Annotated in this window: 14 protein-coding genes and 1 pseudogene; 5 read left to right on the top strand and 10 right to left on the bottom strand. The window is 60.6% G+C overall.

The window, feature by feature from the left end; genetic code table 11:
* Positions 1 to 144: 144 nt before the first annotated feature.
* Positions 145 to 1,188, bottom strand: coding sequence for a helix-turn-helix domain-containing protein (locus FNH24_RS25070; protein ID WP_152364939.1), 1,044 nt, complete (start codon positions 1,186 to 1,188; stop codon positions 145 to 147).
* A 139-nt stretch (positions 1,189 to 1,327) separates the two neighbouring features.
* Here FNH24_RS25070 and FNH24_RS25065 point away from each other — a divergent pair, with 139 nt between their 5' ends.
* Both FNH24_RS25065 and FNH24_RS25060 read left to right on the top strand, forming a co-directional pair.
* The gene (locus FNH24_RS25065) at positions 1,328 to 2,101 is read left to right on the top strand and encodes a YfbU family protein (RefSeq protein ID WP_152364938.1); all 774 of its coding nucleotides are present in this window, start codon (positions 1,328 to 1,330) and stop codon (positions 2,099 to 2,101) included.
* Positions 2,102 to 2,588: 487 nt separating this feature from the next.
* Entirely contained in the window at positions 2,589 to 3,497 is a 909-nt protein-coding gene (locus FNH24_RS25060; protein ID WP_152364937.1) for a hypothetical protein, read from the top strand.
* A 445-nt stretch (positions 3,498 to 3,942) separates the two neighbouring features.
* On the opposite strand, the gene FNH24_RS25055 is transcribed toward FNH24_RS25060, so the two are convergent.
* The 4 genes and pseudogenes from FNH24_RS25055 to FNH24_RS25035 all read right to left on the bottom strand — a co-directional run bounded on the left by FNH24_RS25055 (position 3,943) and on the right by FNH24_RS25035 (position 8,953).
* Entirely contained in the window at positions 3,943 to 4,170 is a 228-nt protein-coding gene (locus tag FNH24_RS25055; protein ID WP_152364936.1) for a hypothetical protein, read from the bottom strand.
* A 95-nt stretch (positions 4,171 to 4,265) separates the two neighbouring features.
* Positions 4,266 to 5,426: pseudogene (locus FNH24_RS25050) on the bottom strand (IS256 family transposase).
* Positions 5,427 to 6,455: 1,029 nt separating this feature from the next.
* The gene (glf, locus tag FNH24_RS25040) at positions 6,456 to 7,613 is read right to left on the bottom strand and encodes a UDP-galactopyranose mutase (protein WP_152364935.1); all 1,158 of its coding nucleotides are present in this window, start codon (positions 7,611 to 7,613) and stop codon (positions 6,456 to 6,458) included.
* Between the two features lie 26 nt (positions 7,614 to 7,639).
* The gene (locus FNH24_RS25035) at positions 7,640 to 8,953 is read right to left on the bottom strand and encodes an ATP-binding cassette domain-containing protein (protein ID WP_152364934.1); all 1,314 of its coding nucleotides are present in this window, start codon (positions 8,951 to 8,953) and stop codon (positions 7,640 to 7,642) included.
* A gap of 1,093 nt (positions 8,954 to 10,046) precedes the next feature.
* Between FNH24_RS25035 and FNH24_RS25030 the strand changes: the two genes are divergently transcribed.
* The gene (locus tag FNH24_RS25030) at positions 10,047 to 11,438 is read left to right on the top strand and encodes a DUF6271 family protein (RefSeq protein WP_152364933.1); all 1,392 of its coding nucleotides are present in this window, start codon (positions 10,047 to 10,049) and stop codon (positions 11,436 to 11,438) included.
* Between the two features lie 291 nt (positions 11,439 to 11,729).
* Here FNH24_RS25030 and FNH24_RS25025 read toward each other — a convergent pair whose 3' ends face one another.
* Positions 11,730 to 12,374 (bottom strand): class I SAM-dependent methyltransferase, encoded by a 645-nt coding sequence (locus FNH24_RS25025; RefSeq protein WP_152364932.1) that lies wholly within the window; start codon positions 12,372 to 12,374, stop codon positions 11,730 to 11,732.
* 220 nt (positions 12,375 to 12,594) lie between these two features.
* On the bottom strand, positions 12,595 to 13,233 hold the full coding sequence (locus FNH24_RS32720) for a 4'-phosphopantetheinyl transferase family protein (protein ID WP_152364931.1): 639 nt from the start codon (positions 13,231 to 13,233) through the stop codon (positions 12,595 to 12,597).
* A 41-nt stretch (positions 13,234 to 13,274) separates the two neighbouring features.
* On the opposite strand from FNH24_RS32720, the gene FNH24_RS25015 reads away from it, so the two are divergent.
* Positions 13,275 to 13,532, top strand: a complete 258-nt coding sequence (locus FNH24_RS25015) for an MbtH family protein (RefSeq protein ID WP_281351080.1) — start codon at positions 13,275 to 13,277, stop codon at positions 13,530 to 13,532.
* 370 nt (positions 13,533 to 13,902) lie between these two features.
* On the opposite strand, the gene FNH24_RS32715 is transcribed toward FNH24_RS25015, so the two are convergent.
* On the bottom strand, positions 13,903 to 14,802 hold the full coding sequence (locus tag FNH24_RS32715) for a TauD/TfdA family dioxygenase (RefSeq protein ID WP_425486911.1): 900 nt from the start codon (positions 14,800 to 14,802) through the stop codon (positions 13,903 to 13,905).
* A gap of 276 nt (positions 14,803 to 15,078) precedes the next feature.
* On the opposite strand from FNH24_RS32715, the gene FNH24_RS25005 reads away from it, so the two are divergent.
* Positions 15,079 to 16,998, top strand: a complete 1,920-nt coding sequence (locus tag FNH24_RS25005; RefSeq protein WP_343031907.1) for a JmjC domain-containing protein — start codon at positions 15,079 to 15,081, stop codon at positions 16,996 to 16,998.
* Here the strand turns inward: FNH24_RS25005 and FNH24_RS32710 are convergent.
* Together FNH24_RS32710 and FNH24_RS24995 are read right to left on the bottom strand one after the other, a co-directional pair.
* Positions 16,993 to 17,763, bottom strand: a complete 771-nt coding sequence (locus FNH24_RS32710) for a thioesterase II family protein (protein WP_425486910.1) — start codon at positions 17,761 to 17,763, stop codon at positions 16,993 to 16,995. The two genes, FNH24_RS25005 and FNH24_RS32710, sit on opposite strands and share 6 nt — an antisense overlap.
* A gap of 118 nt (positions 17,764 to 17,881) precedes the next feature.
* Positions 17,882 to 18,571 (bottom strand): thioesterase II family protein, encoded by a 690-nt coding sequence (locus FNH24_RS24995; protein ID WP_161606301.1) that lies wholly within the window; start codon positions 18,569 to 18,571, stop codon positions 17,882 to 17,884.
* Positions 18,572 to 18,581 lie beyond the last annotated feature (10 nt).

The raw sequence follows: 18,581 nt of genomic DNA, 5'->3' as shown, positions 1-18,581 counted from the left end.
GCGGCGCTGTAGCCTCAGCCTCCACGCTAGACACCACTAGTACACGGGTGGAAAGACGCCTTGCCGCATCAGTGTCTGCTGGATGTGGACCGCCGCGGACGCCGGCGGACGGACGATCGACAGGCCGAAGAATCTCATCGGTGCTCATGCGACACCTCCCAGGTACACGTCGACAAACTCGTCCTCGGTCATCCGCGCGGACCGTGCGAGGTCGGCGACCACTTCCCCACTCCGCAGGCGCTGCTGGATTATGCGCGACAGCAGCGACGGAGCTTCCCGTGGCACCTGCACCGGCTCATTCGTCCGATACCCTGCACGCGACAGTTCGATATTCAAGGCCCTGTATTGCGTGTCGTTGACACGACCGAGATCGCGACCACGCCGAAGTAATGCTGCCATCGATACGCCCCACTGCGCCTTTAGCTTAGCGAGCCTTGGGACGGTAATCCGGTCCAACTGTGGGCCCACAGCAACTGCAGGCATAAGAAGTTCACTCGCGAAACGGTCAGCCTCATTTTCCTGTTCCTCGGTTGGAACCTGGTGCATCACAGCGTGCGCGAGTTCATGTGCAAGGGTGAACCGCTGGCGATCGGCAGGAGCGTGATCGCCCAACAGGACCAGCGGGCGCCGACCTGACGGCCAGCTCACTATCGCGTCGATTCGAGACGATCCGAGAGAACGAGACACAACCACCACGCCGGCCTGTTCGAGGACACCTGCCAGGTGCAATGCCGGACCACCTGACATTCCGAGAGCTAGCCGCACCTTCCGCGCAATGTCCTCTGGGCTGTCGTAGCCATCCTCCGGCAGCGGCAAGCGTGGGAGTCGAACTTCAGAGGATTGCTCTCGCAGTATTCCTGCAACCTGGATGTGGATGAGATCAAGCTCAGCACGCAGCTGATTGGCCTTCGACACTGGAAGTGTCGAACGTTTGCGGTGGAATACATAGGGGGATGAACCGATCTCGGAGACGGGGGTTGCGATCAACTCCTTCGGAACACCCAGAACTCCCGCCAGTGTCGCCAGCCTCTTCGCATCAAGCGGGATCGCCCCGCTCTCCGACTTCGACAGCACCCCTTGAGAGATACCGGCCTCCTTGGCGAGTTCACCCTGCGTCATACCCCGCGCAATGCGCACAGTGCCTAGCAGGATGCGACCTGGCCCCTCGGTCGCGTTGAGTAACGACATGCCTGCAATCCTACCCAACACGACCACCAAGTTCTACATTCGATCTGCGGAAATATTCTCGCAGCTTCGCTGAGTCTGCATTCATTCAAATGTATGACAGTGCTACGCTGTGTGTCATACAGTGTCAGGAGGACTTAGCATGGCTGTCTTGAATATCAGGGTCGACGACCGGGTCCGCGCCCAGTTGAGGGAACTGGCGGAGGACCAGGGCGTCTCGGTGAGCGAGTACGTCCGCGACCTGCTCATGGAGGCGGTTGTCCCCGTCCACGAGCAGGAGTTGAAGCACGGCGACGAGCCGCCGGCCGAGAGCATGCGCATCGCCGACCGGCAGATGCTCTCGCTGCTGCATCGGATCCTGGCGCGAGTGCTACCGCAGGACGCCAATGACGTGGATGGCGACCTTGACTACCAGCTCATGCGAGCGACGATCGTCGAGGAGGGTTACACCGGCGAGTACTGGTACGAGACCGCGGGGTTCAAGGCCGAGCTGTCGAAGCGGGCCTGCGGTCGGGTGAAGGACATCCTGGACATGTTCCGTATCTGCACCTACAGCATCGACCACCTCCGCAAGGCGGGCGTCGAGCTCGCTGACCAGCTCGTCTACGAGCTCGAGTTCATGGGCTTCGACCACAACGACGCGCTCGAGGGTCACATGGCGAGCTACGTGAAGTTCCTCATGCGCGACGGCGAACGGTGGACCGAGCTGCAGCCCCAGATCGAGCGCAACGACGACGGGAACTCGCACTCTCTGATGCTCGACACCTACCTGCGCATGCTCGCGGAGTACCGGCGCATCGTGGACGGCCGCAAGCGTGGTTCCAACCGCCTCGACCATCTGCTAAGCGAGGACGAGCTCGTACGGATCTCCGAGGCTCGTGTCCACCTGGCCGACCGTCGTGCAGCCGAGGACTGAGCATGCCCAGATCACGCGCCGGGCTCCCCGACACGAACTACCTCGCCCGGATCGGTGGGATCACCTGCTCCGTCTCGTACCTCGAGTGGACGATCCTCGGGGACCGGCACCGCCTCGCGGACCAGTTGCCGGACGGCCTCGTCCTGAGCCGACTGCGGCCGATGACAACCTCGCAGATCGGCTCCGCGGTGAAGAGCGCATGGAAGGAGGTTGCCGAGAGCCCCGTGAAAAGAAGGAGTACCTTGTTGCCGTGTACCGGGCGGGGTTCCTCGCGGCTGACCTCCTCAGGGACGTCCTCTACGCTCGCCCGGCGGCCCACCCCGATCTGGCCAGCGTCTGAACCGCGCCGAGGTGCGGGGCCAGCGGACCACAAGCAAGCACTTCTGGATCGACGACGCGAGGTTCGATTCGGCGGTCAGCGAACCCACGAGCAGCTCTTCGCGATATCGCGGACGAGGGCGCCATTCACACCGTCACGGGAGACGCGATGATAGAAGATCAAGATCCGACCGCGCCTGTCTCCGACCGCCGGAAGTTCGACCGCAACCTAATGGAGACCGGGAACAGTCTCGCCCACCGCGTGGTCGAGCCCGTCCCGTTCTGCTGGTTCTGCGATCGCACGGCAAGCAAGAGGTCGAAGGAGCACATCTTCCCCCAATGGCTCCTCCGGCATCACAATGCGATGGATGAACGGGTCCACCCGATCCGGGCCAGCCTTCCGCTTGGCGGCGTGGTCGCCTCCGAGCGCGGTGAGCGTCCACTACGCGCGCACTTCAACGGCGAGGTGTGCGCCGACTGCAATAACGGCTGGATGTCCGCTCTCGAGGTCGCAGTCACTCCGCTCCTCACCCTGGATCCTCGGCAGGGACCCATATCTGGCGACGATGCGCTGACCCTCGCCCGGTGGTTCGCGAAGACCGCGATCAACCTCAACGTGTCGCAGCCGTTCCGGCTGCTCGTCAACGCGCCAGCCCGCCACGGATTGGCGACCGGCGTCCCCTCCGGATTCGCCGTCCACCTCTTCCGCTCGGAAAAACAGAATGGCGTCTTCGACTGGGTGCAGAAGTCGGCGGACGCAGCGCTCTGCTCACCGGATCACCTCGGCGATATGCAGAGGCTCATCGAACTCACCCTCGTAACGCACATCCGGATCGCCGACCTAGTCGGCGTCGTCGTCTACGCGCCAGAGTTGCCGCGGCCGGAGAATATCGTGCTTCGTGACGCCGTCAGGATCTATCCCCGGCCGGGGTCGGCGCCGGCATGGGAAAGCCTGCCCGTCCGCAAGGACTACCTCGACATCGTCACATTCGTCGAGGCGAACTATGCCAGCTTCACTGGCAACGACTTGCCCGATGAAGGGAACTCCTGGCCGTTCATCAAACGGTCGTCTGGCTGAACACCTCGGAGCTCCCTCGGGATGTGGCGGCCCCGGCAGATGATCACAGAGTCGTTCCGCAGCCGTGACCGCCTCCAGGTGAGTAAGTGCCCGGTTCCCCCGCGCGCGTTCATCTGCTGGGCCCCTAGAGCTGACTGAGCACACGCAAGTTGACCGCCAGCCCAGATGGCCGTCGCCCTCCAGCACACCTGTGGCAAAAGGCGGCGACTCTGTTCGGGCCGACAATGCTGAGCGTGCCGAAACAGCCGTTCGAACGCGATTCGAGGTTCAATCCTGTCCTGGATTGTCCAACTGTTCGACGACCAGAATTCTGCGCCCGACAACGCTCCGGATCCGCATCCGAAACTCGGCCATGTGTGTAATCGCCTTCACGAGGTCATACGGATCGACATCGTGCAGAAGGATCTCAGTTGCACGCACCTCTTCGGCATCTATGTTCGTCCCCTTAGGCGACGATCACGGACGCCCAGTGAGGATTCCTGCGAATCTGGCCCTTGTGATCCAGTAGCTCCCCGCCGCCCCAGTCAAAACCGATGATCATCCATTCGTCACGGTTTATCGTGGTTAGATCGTAGATCGAGGTCGGACCGGTCATCTTCTCGTCGATCTGGAATGTACCTTTCCAGTCCGGATAGCTGACAGTCGCATCGCCCCACTCGACCCCAACGTCCACCGCCAACCTCCTAGCTCGCCCTGAACCCGCAGACCGCGGTTGAGGCGACAGTACAGCCCGAACCGCCGCTTTGTGGGTGAGGTCCGACCGGTTCATCAGTGAGTAGTCGCTTGAAGTCGGCCGTCGAAGGTGATCGCGAACGCGTTCAGCGCTGGTTTCGACCCCATCATCCATCGTGCCCGACCGCCGCCGGCCGGGTCTAGGAGCGGGTGAGCAGATACAGGCACTTCATCGCCGATTGCTCGTTCGGGAAGTGGCCTCTGGCCTTGATCGCCCTGCGGCACCGGGCATTAATCGACTCGATCGCGTTCGTCGAACAGATGACACGGCGGACCTCGACGTCGTATTCGAGGAACGGTACGAACTCGGCCCAGGTGTTCTCCCACAGACCGGCCGCAACGCTTTGGCGATGGCGTCCGCGATGTTGCCGACCGGCATAGCCGAAACTGTTGCGGATCAGGCGCACCACACAGGTCTGCACGATGGTCCGCTCCCAGGTCATGGCGATCGCCTCCGGCACCCCCTTCAGGCCGTCACAGACCGCGATCAGCACGTCGCCAACGCCGCGGTTCTTCAACTCGCTGAACACCTGCAGCCAGGCCCGGGCGCCCTCACCACCGTCCCCGGCCCAGATCCCGAGGATGTCGCGTTCCCCGGCCGTGGTCACGCCCATCACGACATAGAACGAGGTGTTGCGGACCTTATCTTCACGGACCTTGACCACGATCGCGTCGATGAAGATCACCGGATAGACCGCATTGAGCGGACGTGAGGCCCATTCGGCCAGCTCGCCGATCACCTTGTCGGTGATCTTGCTGATCGTGTCCTTGCTGACCCTGGCTCCGTAAACGTCGGCAAAGTGCGCGGCCACCTCACCGGTGGTCAGCCCGCGCGGTCAACGACAACACGATCTCATCGATCCCGTCCAGCCGCCGTTGCCGGTTCCTCACGATCTGCGGCTCGAACCTGCCCTCACGATCTCGGGGAGCCTCGATCTCAACCGGCCCGATCTCGGTGATCACCGTCTTCGACCGGGTCCCGCTACGCACGTTCGACCCCAACGGTGTCTGGCCGTGATCATGACCAAGATGTTCGGTCAGCTCGGCCTCCAGCGCGGTCTCCAACACCTGCTTAGTCAGACTCGACAACAATCCGACCGGGCCGACCAGACTGACACCCTCGGCCTTCGCCTGGGCCAGCAGCCGCTCGGCCAGCTCCTTCTCATCAATCGGCTCACCAGTCACGGGATTGAGCATCAGGCCGAGGCCATCCCTGCCAGCAGCAATCGACGCCGTGTCGTCCTGCGGACCTGGCCCGAGTGTTACATCGGTACACATACCGACCCGTCCTTTGGTTCAGGCCTGACCGCACCCACCGTTCTTCTGACCGTCGGGACTGCTGCAGGGACTCAGACCTTCATGTTCCCGGGTTGGTGGGCTCGGGTGCAAACCAATCGAATCCTCGCTGATATGATCGCGGTCCGTCCGGAGCATCTCGAGCCCTGGTAATCACTACTGGCAACTCGAGCCGAGCGGTAAGGATCGCTAATGCCAGGCCCGGCCTGTTGCCAGCCTCTAATCCACAACCCCGGACAAAAGAGCGCAACAATCAGCAGACACCCGTGTTTCTGAGCCTCAGTAGACAACACCAGTCCGCCCGCGGACGACCCCAGAAGCCGCGTTGGCCCAGTTGGCCCGACGGAGGGCTCCACGCGAGTGCCCAGTGCGGCCTCAGCGCTCAATCCCGGATCGGTGTCATCGACTACTCGCTGGAAACCGAGGGCATCACGACGGTCGGTAGCGGGCGATAGGTGGCAACAGGCCCCTACCGATCGAGGTACATCACCCGGACACCTGCCATCTCGTCGTCTGTTACACCGAGGGCAAAGTCGTAACAACCCTGCGTGACGCCCGGACCTACCTCTTCGATGAAGTCGATGCTCTCGCAGGTGATCGCGCAACCAGCAATGACGTCGGCAAAATTCGGCGGATGCTCAACTCATTTCTGCAGTTCTCGAGGTCGACACCTTGGGCAGATTGCTTGTGGCCACAACCAACCTCCGGAGATGCTCGACCGGGCGATGTCCCTCCGGCATCAACAGGCGGCAGATCCCCGAGGTGCAATCGCCCCGAAAGTCGCCGCTGCCGAATTAGTCAGGGAGCCCTCGCAATGGCCGCCGCCAGTGCTCGAAGATGTCGAACTGCCGGCCGCGTGTCACCGGGTCGGGCGCACCAGGGATCGCTCCGCTTCGCCCCGCACGCAGATCCGCTCTGGTCTGCGGGCGCTTAGCCAACTCGATACATCGGTGCCACGCGGTTGTCGAAGCAAGCGAGTGCCGCGCCGATCGCCATGTGCATGTCGAGATACTGATATGTGCCGAGACGCCCGCCGAAGATGACGCGTGGTTCCTTCTCCGCTAGCCGTCGATAGGCACTGAGCTTGGACCGATCGCGGTCGGTGTTGACGGGGTAGAACGGTTCGTCATCGCGAGAAGCACTCCTCGAGAATTCCCGCATAACAACCGTCGCGTCGGCGGCATAGCGACGCTCAGGGTGGAAGTGACGGAATTCGTGGATTCGGGTGTATGGAACGGCGAGATCGGCAAAGTTCATGACCGCAGTTCCTTGGAAGTCCGGGATTTCCAGCACCTCCGTTTCAAAGTCCAGCGTCCGCCACTGAAGCTCACCTTCGCAAAAATCGAAGTAGCGGTCCACCGGTCCGGAGTACACTATTGGCAAGGCACCGCGAGCCCTCGTCTTCGACGCTTCTTGGGAACCGTCGAAGAAGTCGGTGGTCAGGCGAAGCTCAATCTTTGGATGGTCGGCCATACGTTCCAGCCAATGGGTATAACCGTCAACTGGCAGCCCCTGCCACGGGTCGCTAAAGTACCTGCTGTCGTAGGTGTATCTCACCGGCAGACGGGTGATCGCGTCGGCGGGGAGATCCGCCGGGTCAGCCTGCCACTGCTTAGCACTGTAGTCGCGAACGAACGCCTCGTACAGTGGCCGCCCGATGAGCGACAGCGCCTTGGCCTCGAGGCTCGACTCGCCGGCGCGGGCTTCCGCGGCCGCCTGGGCAGCGATCAGATCGCGCGCCTCGTCGGGCGAGAATCCGGCTCGGAAGAATTGGTTGATTGTCCCGAGATTGATCGGCAGTGGGAAGACCTCGCCTCGGTGCTTCGAGAACACGCGGTGCACATAAGGCGTGAAGGCAGTGAACCGCTTCGCGTATTCCCATACCCGACGGTTCGAGGTATGGAAGATGTGCGATCCGTATCGGTGGACTTCAATTCCGGTCAGGGGCTCAATCTCACTGTAGGCGTTCCCCCCTATGTGTGCTCTGCGGTCGATCACTAGGACTCGTAGTCCGAGACTCTCCGCAGCACGTTGGGCGATAGTCAGGCCGAATAGACCTGCGCCCACTACCAGCAGATCTGCATTCATCGCTGAGGTCTGCCACGCCTTTCCGACTAGGCCAGCTGCGCCGCGAACAGATCGCGGAATGCGGCGTTGTGCTTTACGAACTGGTGGTATGTGCAGACGCCGGCCAAGGAGCCATAGACGAGGACGCAGATGCGGCCCATCGACCGTAAGGTTGACTCCCGGTGCGAGACGACCACAGTGACGCGGTCCTCCTTCGATTGGCGGAGGTCCTCAAAGATCGATTCCTCGGCCAGCGCGTCGATGGACGATGTCGGCTCGTCGAGTATCCAGATTGGTGCGTCGCGAAGGTAGAGACGTTCTAGGGCAAGGCGTTGCCATCCCCCGCCCGAAAGACCTACGCCGTCGAATTGTTCGCCGACCTGGGTTTCGAATCCATCGGGCATCGAGGCCACTAGGTCGCCTAGGTGTGCGCGATTCACCGCGGCCCAGATCGCCGAATCCTCTGCGTCACCTCCGGCGCGCCCGAGGCGAACTGCGTCCCGGACCGAGAATTCGTATCGTCCGAAGTCCCGGGCAAGAGGTCCGAACTGGCCGCGCCGATCTGAACCGTCGATCTCGCCGACCGGCCTGTCTGAAAGACGGATTGATCCGGATGAGGGGGCGAGGTCTCCCACGAGAGCTCCGACCGCCGTCGTCTTGCCGCCACCGTTAGCGCCGGCGATGGCCACCATCTCTCCGCGCCGCACCGTAGGTGTGAACGAGTCCAAGGCGAGTCGCTCGGGTTCGTAGCGGACGCTCACACCTGCCCTGTCCACTCTGTCCGCACGCCAAGCGACCACATCCGTGCCACGCGGTTCAAGGTCGGAGGTTGCAGCGCGAAAGACGGTGACGTTCGGGGTAAACGAGATTACGTCTCCGAACGCGAATCCCGCGCCTCTGGTCGGCTCCAGCCCGGCCAATACGCCGACGACGCCAGCGGCGAACCCTGCTGCGCCCACACCTCCCCTGACGACCCCCACCCGCGCGGCGCCCAGAAGCATGGCCGTCGCGGCACACCCAAAAGCGTCGGCTCTCATGATTGTCCGAAGGCGTCCATCCATGATCCGGTTCGCCTGTACACGCTCCGCGTTCGACAGCGACACGACGACTCCCGGTGACCCGAGGCCGGCCAACTCAATGCCGGTCCGCTGGCCCACCAGCAGCCCAAGCGCGTGGGTCGACCGCTGCTCGACTAGGCCCACGTCGAGGAAGACGGCGTCCTGCACCCGCGCCTCCCATGCGAAGATGATCACGCTCGACAACAGGGCGAGTAAGACGACGACACCGGCGGCGGGACTGATCACCCAGACCGACACGCACACGGCTGTCGCAGTAACCAGCGACGCGATCGACGCTATCACGGAGTTGACCAGTTGTCCGAGGTCAAACAGCGATCTCCGACAGACCTAGATCGTACCGGAGGTCTTCGAATCACGCAGGCCCGTGGACTGAGCGACGCGATGGCGGCCGCCAGACGGACTTGGTAGGCGGTGCTCATGCGCAAGCGGACCCGTTGACCGATCAGGTTCGTGGATTGGCTGACAACCTGGGACATGCCGACCAAAGGACAGTCAGCACTCAGCAGTGGTCGTGATGCTGTGCTGGGTGTATGGCTTAACACGAGGAAGAACCTCCGTAGCGACCAGAAGGTCATCAGGTCCGGCGACCCAAGAAGGTCCGTTCCAGGTGGTCACGACAGCTGAAGCCGATCCAGACACGTGGGCCGACTGTTCGCAGACCGCCGCCCAGCAGAGCATAGGGGTCCGCCTGGCCGTAGCCATCTGCCACGGCCGAAGCCAGCGCACTGGGAGCGCGGAACCGGCGAAATGATAGCCCCGCCAGATCACCTCACCGCCGGGTTCATCAAGGTAGGTCGCCGTAGTGCTCAGGTGCGCGCGTCCGAGGGCCAGCGGCAGCTCTCCGGCAGGCAGCTTGGCGGCCGCCGAGTTGCGTCCGCGACGACCGTCGCCGATTCTCAGAGCGCGGCTTGTGATCTCGTGTCGGCCGACGGCGCGACGTGGCTGCCGGGTTTAGGACCGGAGACTCCCGGGTCCGACCCAATCGAGGTTGGGACCACTGATTGGTTGACCGGAGCAAGCAATCCAGGGAATCGGGCGAAGCGCACATCTCGCCGACAGCGACGGCGAGCCCGAACTGGCAGACCACCATGCCGTGCCCACCTCAGCCCGGCTGAGCTCTCCCAGGACGAACCACCTGGGTGACGACGACGCAGTTGCCATTCACCCGGGCTTCCCCGTAGCGGCAGCGAGGTGCCACCCGCCGCCAGCCGCGGATAGCAGACACACGCCGTCGCACCTTCGATTCTTGGCCGTGTGTTCCCCTTACGACCTTGCCATCATCCCCGATGGTGACGAGACCAATCTCGGTCGCCTACCACAGAGCCGACGGCCATCACCGAGATCGCACGGCGGACGACTGCGCTACCATCAACCAATGCGCCACCTAATCTATGTACCGGTTCTCGGTCAAGTTGCTTCCGGTATCTGGCTAGCCGGCCGAGAAGCCGCCGCGATACGCAAAGCTGGGATCGCCGAATGCGACGTTGCACTCGTGGAGCATAATTCTTACAACTCACGACACAATCGCACCATTCTCGAACAGGTAGCGACCGAACATCCGGGGGTTCACTTTTACCACGTCACCCCGGGGCTGATCGCGGATCTCATCGTCCCGCACCTTGCAACCATTGCGGACTCACCCACCGCCGCACGGATTTACACAATTCTAGCACCGCACGACTCGGCATACGGCGCAGGCCCGAACAAGGCAGCGCTGTTCGCCGCTGCGCACGGATATGACGCATTGCACCGGCGTGACGCAGATTTGGTCGATCCCGGACCCGCCGTCGATTACCGATCCTTTCCGCTGTATAATGAAGTTCGCTCATTGGGTCGCCGCGCACGCGATGTTCTCTCGCCGGACGAAGTCAAAGATGAACCGTGGGCAGACGAACTGGTATGGATGTCCGGCACTAGCCCCCGTGGGGACCTTCCACTGGATAGGCGGGACCTCATGGAAGTGGACCCAAGTTTCGTGGTCGAGCTCCGTGCACTTGAGTCGAGCCACCCCGATCTGGCAGCGTCAGCCAAATTCGTGCAAAGCTACTTTACTGAATCAGACTTCCCGGAACTGGAACGCGAGTATCCCGAGCCGCACTTGCGGATGCGAATCGCGGACCGTCGACCCGGCCATCGGATCGAGGTGTGCGTTGCCAGCTACGCAGCGGCCTGGAAGCTCCTACCGCAACTGCCAACTCGAGCGACCATTACGGCTGACTACGTCGTGTACGATTTGCTTCGGTGCATTGGATCACCAGTAATCCGCCACGATGCGGCACCAGAGCATCGGTACATACCAGAGCGCCTTCAGCGTTCCGAGGCATGGATGATCGACTACGGCCTGCGGGACGTACGACAAATGCTTCTGAACCGCCTGTGGAGCGAGCAACGAGTTCGATTTCGTCAGGCGATCGGTACCGCTCCACAATCCATATATCAGGATGGCCTCATTCCCGCATACGTGCAGGCATTCACCGAGGTCCGTAATTCAGAAAGGCAAACACTGACGGATATGCGGCATGCCATCAGGGACGTGTACCGCCGTGCCATCAAGCACCACCATCCCAAGACCGACGACCAGGTCCAGCGTCGGCTGACAACGCTGGCCTCGGGAATTGACAGCGCAGGACAGTCCCTCGTTGACGACGTGCTGGCGGGCGTGGACGATTTCACGGTACTCACAGAACATTGGCCGGCGCTGCTCGAATCACTCGCCAAATCCGACAGTTCCCCATGCCAACTTGTTCCGGCATCGCCCCGTAGATAGTCGGTCGGGCCGCAACGTCACCCATCCTCTCACGTGACTCAGACCGGCCGGCACCCACGGAAATCAGTACTCCCCTGACAGGCGAATCGTCATTGTTGGCGCCGGTTTCAGCGGAAATGCCCCGGTCGCCTACATCCCTGGTCGCCCACCAAATCCATCAAGTCGATCACGTGGATCCGGCCAGTGACTTCCAGCCGTCCATCACCTCCGCGCCAGATACGCACCTGGAGGACGGAGGCTCGCTGTCCGACCACACCCTGGCCTTGGTTGATCCAATTCCTGACCGGGCCATCAGTAGTGAAATTTGAACAGCTTGATCCCTGCCCCTGCTTCGACCGAACGGGATTCGCCAGTCCATCGAACCGAGCCCACCGCCGGCAGGAATCCATCCTCACGCGTAGCGTATTCGACCTCTGCAAAACCGCTCTCGGCGAACCAGGTCCGGATCTGCGGATTGCGATCGCCATCACTACGTCCGCGCGACCAGACCACGAAAGCGCCCGGCACGCATAGTTCAGGGACGAATTCAATTGTTCGTCGGATGCTTAGGTCGGTAATGTTTCCGAATATTCCGACTAACAGCACAATGTCGAACCGGCCGATTCCATCATACGCCGCGGTTCTACCTGCATCACCGCGACGCACATCGACCCGTGCCTGGTCCAACCGAGCGGCGGCAAGCTCGGCGCGGTCAGCAAGGTCATCGTTCAACTCAAGCAGCACCACTTCAACCCTGTTCGCATCGTCACGGTCCGCGAGGACCCCCAGGATGTCGCGACCGTCACCCGCACATATGCTGAGCAGGCGGACTGGTCCCGCGCGATCATCCAGCTCCCGCCGCAACCACCTCTGGACTGTCGCCAACCGCCAAGACATGCCCGAGTTTGGATCGTCGTACTTGTGATGCCATTCAACATAGTCACGCAACTCGTCCATGTCCTATAGCTTACAGATTCAAATAACCGGCGTCGAGGTGACCATGGCACAATTGAGCGCTCGCGTTCGGGAGCAATCACGGACGGGATCTCATTTCACCGGGTCCATCGATCCTGTCGCGCCGTCGGCGAGCAGAAACGTGGACCTGCCACTAGCCCGGCCCTTTTAGTCGGAAGGCCGACGACCACCGACCATTTTGCTAATCCCTGGACGTTCGTTCTCACACACTACCCGCCACAACAGCGAATACGTGAGAGTCACTTATCCCCCACGTCCCCGAGAACTTCGCGTCAATTCTAAGCCGCATTCGAGCCGACCTGTCGATGTCGAACGACAGCCAGTTGGCACCTGGAATAATGTGAACCGCAGCCTCGGAGAAATCTAGCCATCCACCTAGTGGGTACCATGCCTTAAATAGCGCCTCCTTTGCACTAAAGACAAGAAGGCGAGCGACATCCGGCCCGATCTCGGATCGATTCACTAGGTCAGCTCTGGAGACGACCTGCGCTAAAGCACCAAAGGGGGCTCCCTTAATATACTCCGCATCGATGCCAAGGCTCAGAAAACAAGATGCCGGAGCGACCGCGGCGGCACAATATTTATGGCAATGGGTGAGACTACCCACTATGCCTGTAGGCCAAATGGGCTGACGCATCTCACCAATGCCAATTGCGACTGGATGACGCCCTAACCGGCCGAGTGCCCGTCGAGCACACGTCCGCCCGATCGTAAACTCTCTTCTGCGCTTCTTGTTTGCGCGCTGAATCGCAGACAACTCACTGCCGAACAACCAGCCGTTTTCATCACCTGGGCTGGCCTCCTCGACAACGACTCCATCCGGTGCAAGGATACCGATCACCCCGCCACGATACGTGATGGGAGATGCTGTAGACTAGGCCAGTGGATAGGTTCACGAATGATGACCACAACTACATGGTTGTAGTTAACGATGAGGAACAGTACTCGATCTGGCCCGAGGGAACGGACCCACCATCAGGTTGGCAAGCCACCGACCAGCGAGGCACGAAGGCTGATTGTCTCGCGTATATCGACGTGGTCTGGACGGACATGCGCCCCAAGTCTGTTCGGAAATTCCTCGCTACTGGAGACCACGAGGATGGCAACGGTGATGGCCGAGCTCACTCGGCGCCGCCATGATGGAGCGCTATCGAATGCGAACACGTCCCCGCCCCGTGACCCTTCTGGTGGCCCTGGGTGCATTGCCTACGGTTGCCGGGCAACGGTATGACCTACTGCCCCCGTCATTGATAATGCCGGAAGTGTTGTCGACGGGCCGGATGGCATCAGTCGACGACGATCGAATATCAAGCACTTCAAACGCGCTATCTCTTCCTCCTCCCCCAATTTGTCGCCCTGCGCGCAGACCCCGATAGCCAGGCCACTACGACAAGAAACGGGCACGGGCAAGAAGCACAACGCCCACAACGCAACATAGAAATCGAATAGGCTACTGTCCGAAATCTTTGTGCCAGCTTCATAGACGAGAAAGAGCCTGGCACACATATCACTAGAGTCCCCGCAGAGCGTCCCACGACGTAGATCCCGTCATCGCGACAGCTATGCGACGATCACCGATAAACGGCGTGCGCCCGTGGCAAACCAATAGGTTATCAATCACGAGCAAGTCCCCTCGTTGCCACGTCACATCAACACATGATTCCAGATATGCTTGGCGAAGCCGATAGCAATCGTCGTCGGAGATCTTGGCTCCACCGCCGAACTCAGTATTGTTGGGCAACGCATCTTCAGTAAATAGCGACCGGAGTGTAGCTGCATTCTCTGCGCCAAGAGTCGACACGTGAAAGAACGCGCAGTGGTTGAACCATGACAGTTCGCCCGTTGCCGGGTGGCGGAGGGTCACATTCCTTCTTTGAACGGTCTTTGCTTCATCGTCCGGCAACCACGTCAGCTCGATGTCCCGGTCCCTGCAATAGCTCTCCGCTTCTCCTCGGTCCGACGTCTGAAAGACGTCCTGCCACGAGAGACCGATGCCAGATCGCATGTGACGGACGTAGCGATATCCTTCCGTCACAAGTCGCGTTCGCAGATCTTCCGGGACCCTCGCCAAAACCTCTCTCGAGTCTGCAAGCAAGCTAGACCCGCCGGAGTCTGCTGGCCGCTGACAGAAGAAGTGCAGTCGAGATGGGAAGATTTCACTGTAGGACAGCTCATTGTGCAGAAATATCGAGGACGATGGCGGGTGGTCCGTGGCGGTGTATACATTCCCTGCAATCTCGCTACGCGGCGAGCTCCGTTCCCGATATGGCAATATTGGTCCGGAAAATGCTTCGACAAACCGCCTAAATACCGAAAGACCGTCTTGCTCACTACTTGGGACAAAACCTCGCAACAGCAACGCGCCATGCCGAAGGAGTAGACGCTCCAGCGTCTTCGCCGAGCCTTTCATGTCGTCAAGAATGGCGTCACCGCGCGCCGAGACGACCGCTGGAAGCCCACCAACGATGGAAATAGTCGCGTCCGGCACATGTCCTCCTACGTTGAGCCACACTGACTGTACCCGCTAGGATGACGCATGAGTCGGGTGCTCGACAACCGCCGCAGCTAGGAGCTGAGACCATTGGACTACTCGGTACGCGATGTACTTCCGGATGACTTTTTCAGCCACTACTGGAGGCGCCAACCACTTGTCCTGCGTGGTGCAGCTGGCCAGCTTGCTGACTTGGTGGACGAAGGTCTGCTCGATGTATTCGAGAACGACAACGACCGAGTCCCGGCCTCATGGCGTACCGGCTCGGTGGGACGCATCGGAACCACGAGCTACATCGGCAACGCAGAATGCCTCAATCAGCCGATGGCAGAGTTCTGCCAGCGACTGCGCAGCGACTTCCAGTGGGACCACACTGAACTTGCGCTCGTGCGTAATCGAGAAAGTGGATCGTGGGTCACCTCGGGGCCACATTTCGACCAGGTCGACAATTTTGTGACACAGCTATGGGGCGCCAAGCAATGGAAACTTTGGTCGACTGCCAACCTAACTTCCCACGAACTGCGCAGACGAGTGTTACGAACACCCGGGTACGGAGAGGTTGCAACACCGGTAGACGGCTCGAACGTAGTTGATGTCACGGTTGAACCTGGAGATCTCCTCTATCTGCCGGTCTATTGGGGCCACGCGGTCCGCCCGGCTGGTCCCGGGCTTATGTTGTCCATTAGCTTAAAAGCTCTATTACCGAGCCAAGCCTTGCTAGCCGGGATCGAGCGATCTCTCGGTGATCTAGAAACATCCCACGATCCTCTTCCTCTGCCCGTGGAGGAACATAGTCAGGAGCGTGTTGAAGCCGCTATGAGGCTCGGCGCAGCGGAAGTTCACCGAGCACTGGAGTGTCCTTCAAGAGCGGGTTTCGAACTCAGTACGCTCGCACAAACAGGTGTCGCTGCCACAGCGTCAAGGCGCCACGCCGTGCTGCTCCGACAGAATACGGTTGGCGAATCGACCTCTGAGCCGATGCACATGGCGTCGGTCGATCATTCGATTTCCACCACCGGTCTGAGCATCGGCGAAGTCTCACACCCGGCAGCTTCCCAAGATGGCTCGATTGTTGATGCTTTCGCGCTGGTACACATTCAGAGGTTCCTCGCGTTGCTGGCGCTCGGACCGAGAGAATGGTGGATGGCCTCGGACAGAGCGCAATGGACCGAGTGCCGGGATAGCGTCGACCAGATGGACCTGTCTCAACTACTCAAGGCTGCACCCAATGCGACGATGGTCGAGGCCACTTCCAGATTTCGGGCGGATCTGCTCGCGTTTAACCGGAGGCATGCAGTAACCAGCCTACAATCGTGGATCGAAGCCGCCCGAAGCTGTGGCCGGACAGTCGCCAACACTACAGAACTTTCGGTGTGGCGAGATGCGCTCGCCACCATCCCGGCCGAGGTAAACTTTGTGAACCAGGTCCACCAGGCGATCGAGAAGATTGAGGCAGTCATGCCCGGGTTCCATGCCTCCATATCTCGCATTGCAACAGGAGTTTCAGCCGTTGCGACAAGCGAACAGGCGCGTCTCGCAGCCGGACGCGCCGGAATTGCAGTCGTGCAGTCAGATTGGGACGTGGATGACATTTCGGTCGCGCTGGTCGGGGAAAGGGCGCGTTTATCCGTAGACCTGCTTGAGCGAATTGGCGTTGTCCCGCCGGGACCGCCTAGCCCATACACAGGCTCCTGGAACGGCACCAATACGGATTTCGGCCGAATCGCGGCTCAAATTGCCATAGCACGCTACAACCTGTCAATTGGAAATGCATTCCACCGTTCGCCCAGTCTACGAGCACTGATAGCCGAACTAGATGCATCCAGATCGATCCCGCAGGGACTGACCCTGCTGGGCAAGGAACTCGTTGAGTACCTCGAGAGAAGTGCCAAAGAGCCAGACGGCCGGCCCGCGGATACGCAGATATTGGTTTCCGACATCCTCGCCGATCTTGAAGAATTCACGGGGCCCGACTCTCGAGAACTTGTAACTGGACACACGCGCCAGTACGCTCGATTCCGTTGGAGCGAGTTGGGCACACCATCGCCAATCTCCGTTGAGGTTGTGGGGACGACTGGCCTCGACTGCGCCAAGCCACCTTGGATGTTGCTATGAGCCCGGCCTGCTGAGCGTAGTGGCGATTGTTGCTAATACATCGTCGCGACTCTCGCCGAAGGGAAAGAAATGGCCACCGGCGAAGGCGTAGCACGACCACGGTCCTGAAGTTACGTCCTTCCAACCCGCCACTTGGTCTATAGTTGCGTCATCCGCGCCATATAGTGTCGTAACCGCACACGCTAACCGGGGTTCAACGACATAGTTGTATGTCTCAACGAGCTCAAGATCACCGCGCATGGAAGATACAATCAAGGCACGTGTTTCTGGATCCTGTAGCAATTCCTCTGGCGTGCCGAGAAGTCCTCTTAGGAATTCAATAATGCTGGCTTCGGGAGCGAGGTGCAACCCTGTTTCTATTCGCCATGGCTGTTCCGGAGATGGATGACCGCTCACGAATACATGGGTCGGAGGCCGACCCCGCGCCTCGAACCGTCGGGCGAGTTCGAGGGCAACCAGTGCTCCCATACTATGGCCAAAGATTGCAAAAGACTCGCTCGCAAATGGGGCAAGGGCCTCCGCAAGCGCATTAACCAAGGCCGGGAGGCGACGGATCTGAGGTTCCGACGCCCTCTCTAGCCGACCAGGGAGACGCACTGGCTGCAGGTCTATTTGCGGCAGCTTCGAGCGCCACGTAAGGTACGGTGTCGCACTGCCACCCGCGTACGGAATACAGAAGAGCCTGATGCCGTCTCCAACAGGTTCCACGGGCCCGTGCAACCACGGCGTCGTCAACCGGGATCTTCTGGGTGAGCTACTGGGCATCATCGGGGTCCACAATGAAGGTCAGGAGCAATCAACACACTGCGCGTCAATACTTCGATCGAACGCCGGTCCCAACATTCACGAAAGTTATGACCATTCCGCAACTGCACGCAACCACTCACGTTCCGATATCCTCGACAAGAGCCGCAATGACGGCTTTCGGACTCTCATCAAACGCGAACATATGCGAACCGGGGAACCCGCGCATCGCAAACTCACCAGTTGTAGCAAACTTCCACCCAGACATGGACGATTCGCCATCCCACGGATCCGACATGCCGAAGTACGCCGATATCGGGCAATGCACTTGTGTGCTACCACTGTACCGGTAGGCCGTACTCATCACCATATCTCCCTCCCACGCAGGTCTCAGTACCTCGACGAGCTCCCGTTCGAGACCCCTGAAAAGCTCGGCTGCTGGCGCGGCGAGTGCATCGTAGGAGCCTATTGACGCATCATCAGGTACTGCTCTTCCGGCTACGATGAGACGACGTGGACTAAACCCCTGCCGTTCCAACTTCCTTGCGAGTTCGAACGCGACGATAGCGCCGAAACTGTGGCCGTACACGCCAAAAGGACCGTCAAGCATCGATCGCAGTTCAACAACTAGCTGTTCGACGAGCGTCTCAACCCGGTCCGGAATGGGCTCTAGGATTCGACCTTCGCGCCCAGGGAGCCGTACGGGCACGATAGTGACGTCGTTGGTGAGGGTGCCCCAATGTCGATATCCTGAGCCTGATCCGCCCGCGAATGGGAGGCAGAACAGACGCGGACAATCAGAGTATGATTCCTCGATTGGTGTCAGCATCGTCGCCGCA

The sequence above is a fragment of the Microlunatus speluncae genome (genome assembly GCF_009299835.1).
GTDB lineage: Bacteria > Actinomycetota > Actinomycetes > Propionibacteriales > Propionibacteriaceae > Microlunatus > Microlunatus speluncae.
The sequence above is the reverse complement of the archived record's forward strand: the minus strand, read 5'-3'. Positions and strand labels throughout refer to the sequence as shown.

Coding starts and splice junctions, on each gene's coding strand:
- FNH24_RS25060 (WP_152364937.1), top strand. CDS start 2,589: ATGATAGAAGATCAAGATCCGACCGCGCCTGTCTCCGACCGCCGGAAG.
- glf (WP_152364935.1), bottom strand. CDS start 7,613: ATGAATGCAGATCTGCTGGTAGTGGGCGCAGGTCTATTCGGCCTGACT.
- FNH24_RS24995 (WP_161606301.1), bottom strand. CDS start 18,571: ATGCTGACACCAATCGAGGAATCATACTCTGATTGTCCGCGTCTGTTC.
- FNH24_RS25065 (WP_152364938.1), top strand. CDS start 1,328: ATGGCTGTCTTGAATATCAGGGTCGACGACCGGGTCCGCGCCCAGTTG.
- FNH24_RS32710 (WP_425486910.1), bottom strand. CDS start 17,763: ATGCCCAGTAGCTCACCCAGAAGATCCCGGTTGACGACGCCGTGGTTG.
- FNH24_RS25070 (WP_152364939.1), bottom strand. CDS start 1,188: ATGTCGTTACTCAACGCGACCGAGGGGCCAGGTCGCATCCTGCTAGGC.
- FNH24_RS32715 (WP_425486911.1), bottom strand. CDS start 14,802: ATGAAAGGCTCGGCGAAGACGCTGGAGCGTCTACTCCTTCGGCATGGC.
- FNH24_RS25025 (WP_152364932.1), bottom strand. CDS start 12,374: ATGGACGAGTTGCGTGACTATGTTGAATGGCATCACAAGTACGACGAT.
- FNH24_RS25030 (WP_152364933.1), top strand. CDS start 10,047: ATGCGCCACCTAATCTATGTACCGGTTCTCGGTCAAGTTGCTTCCGGT.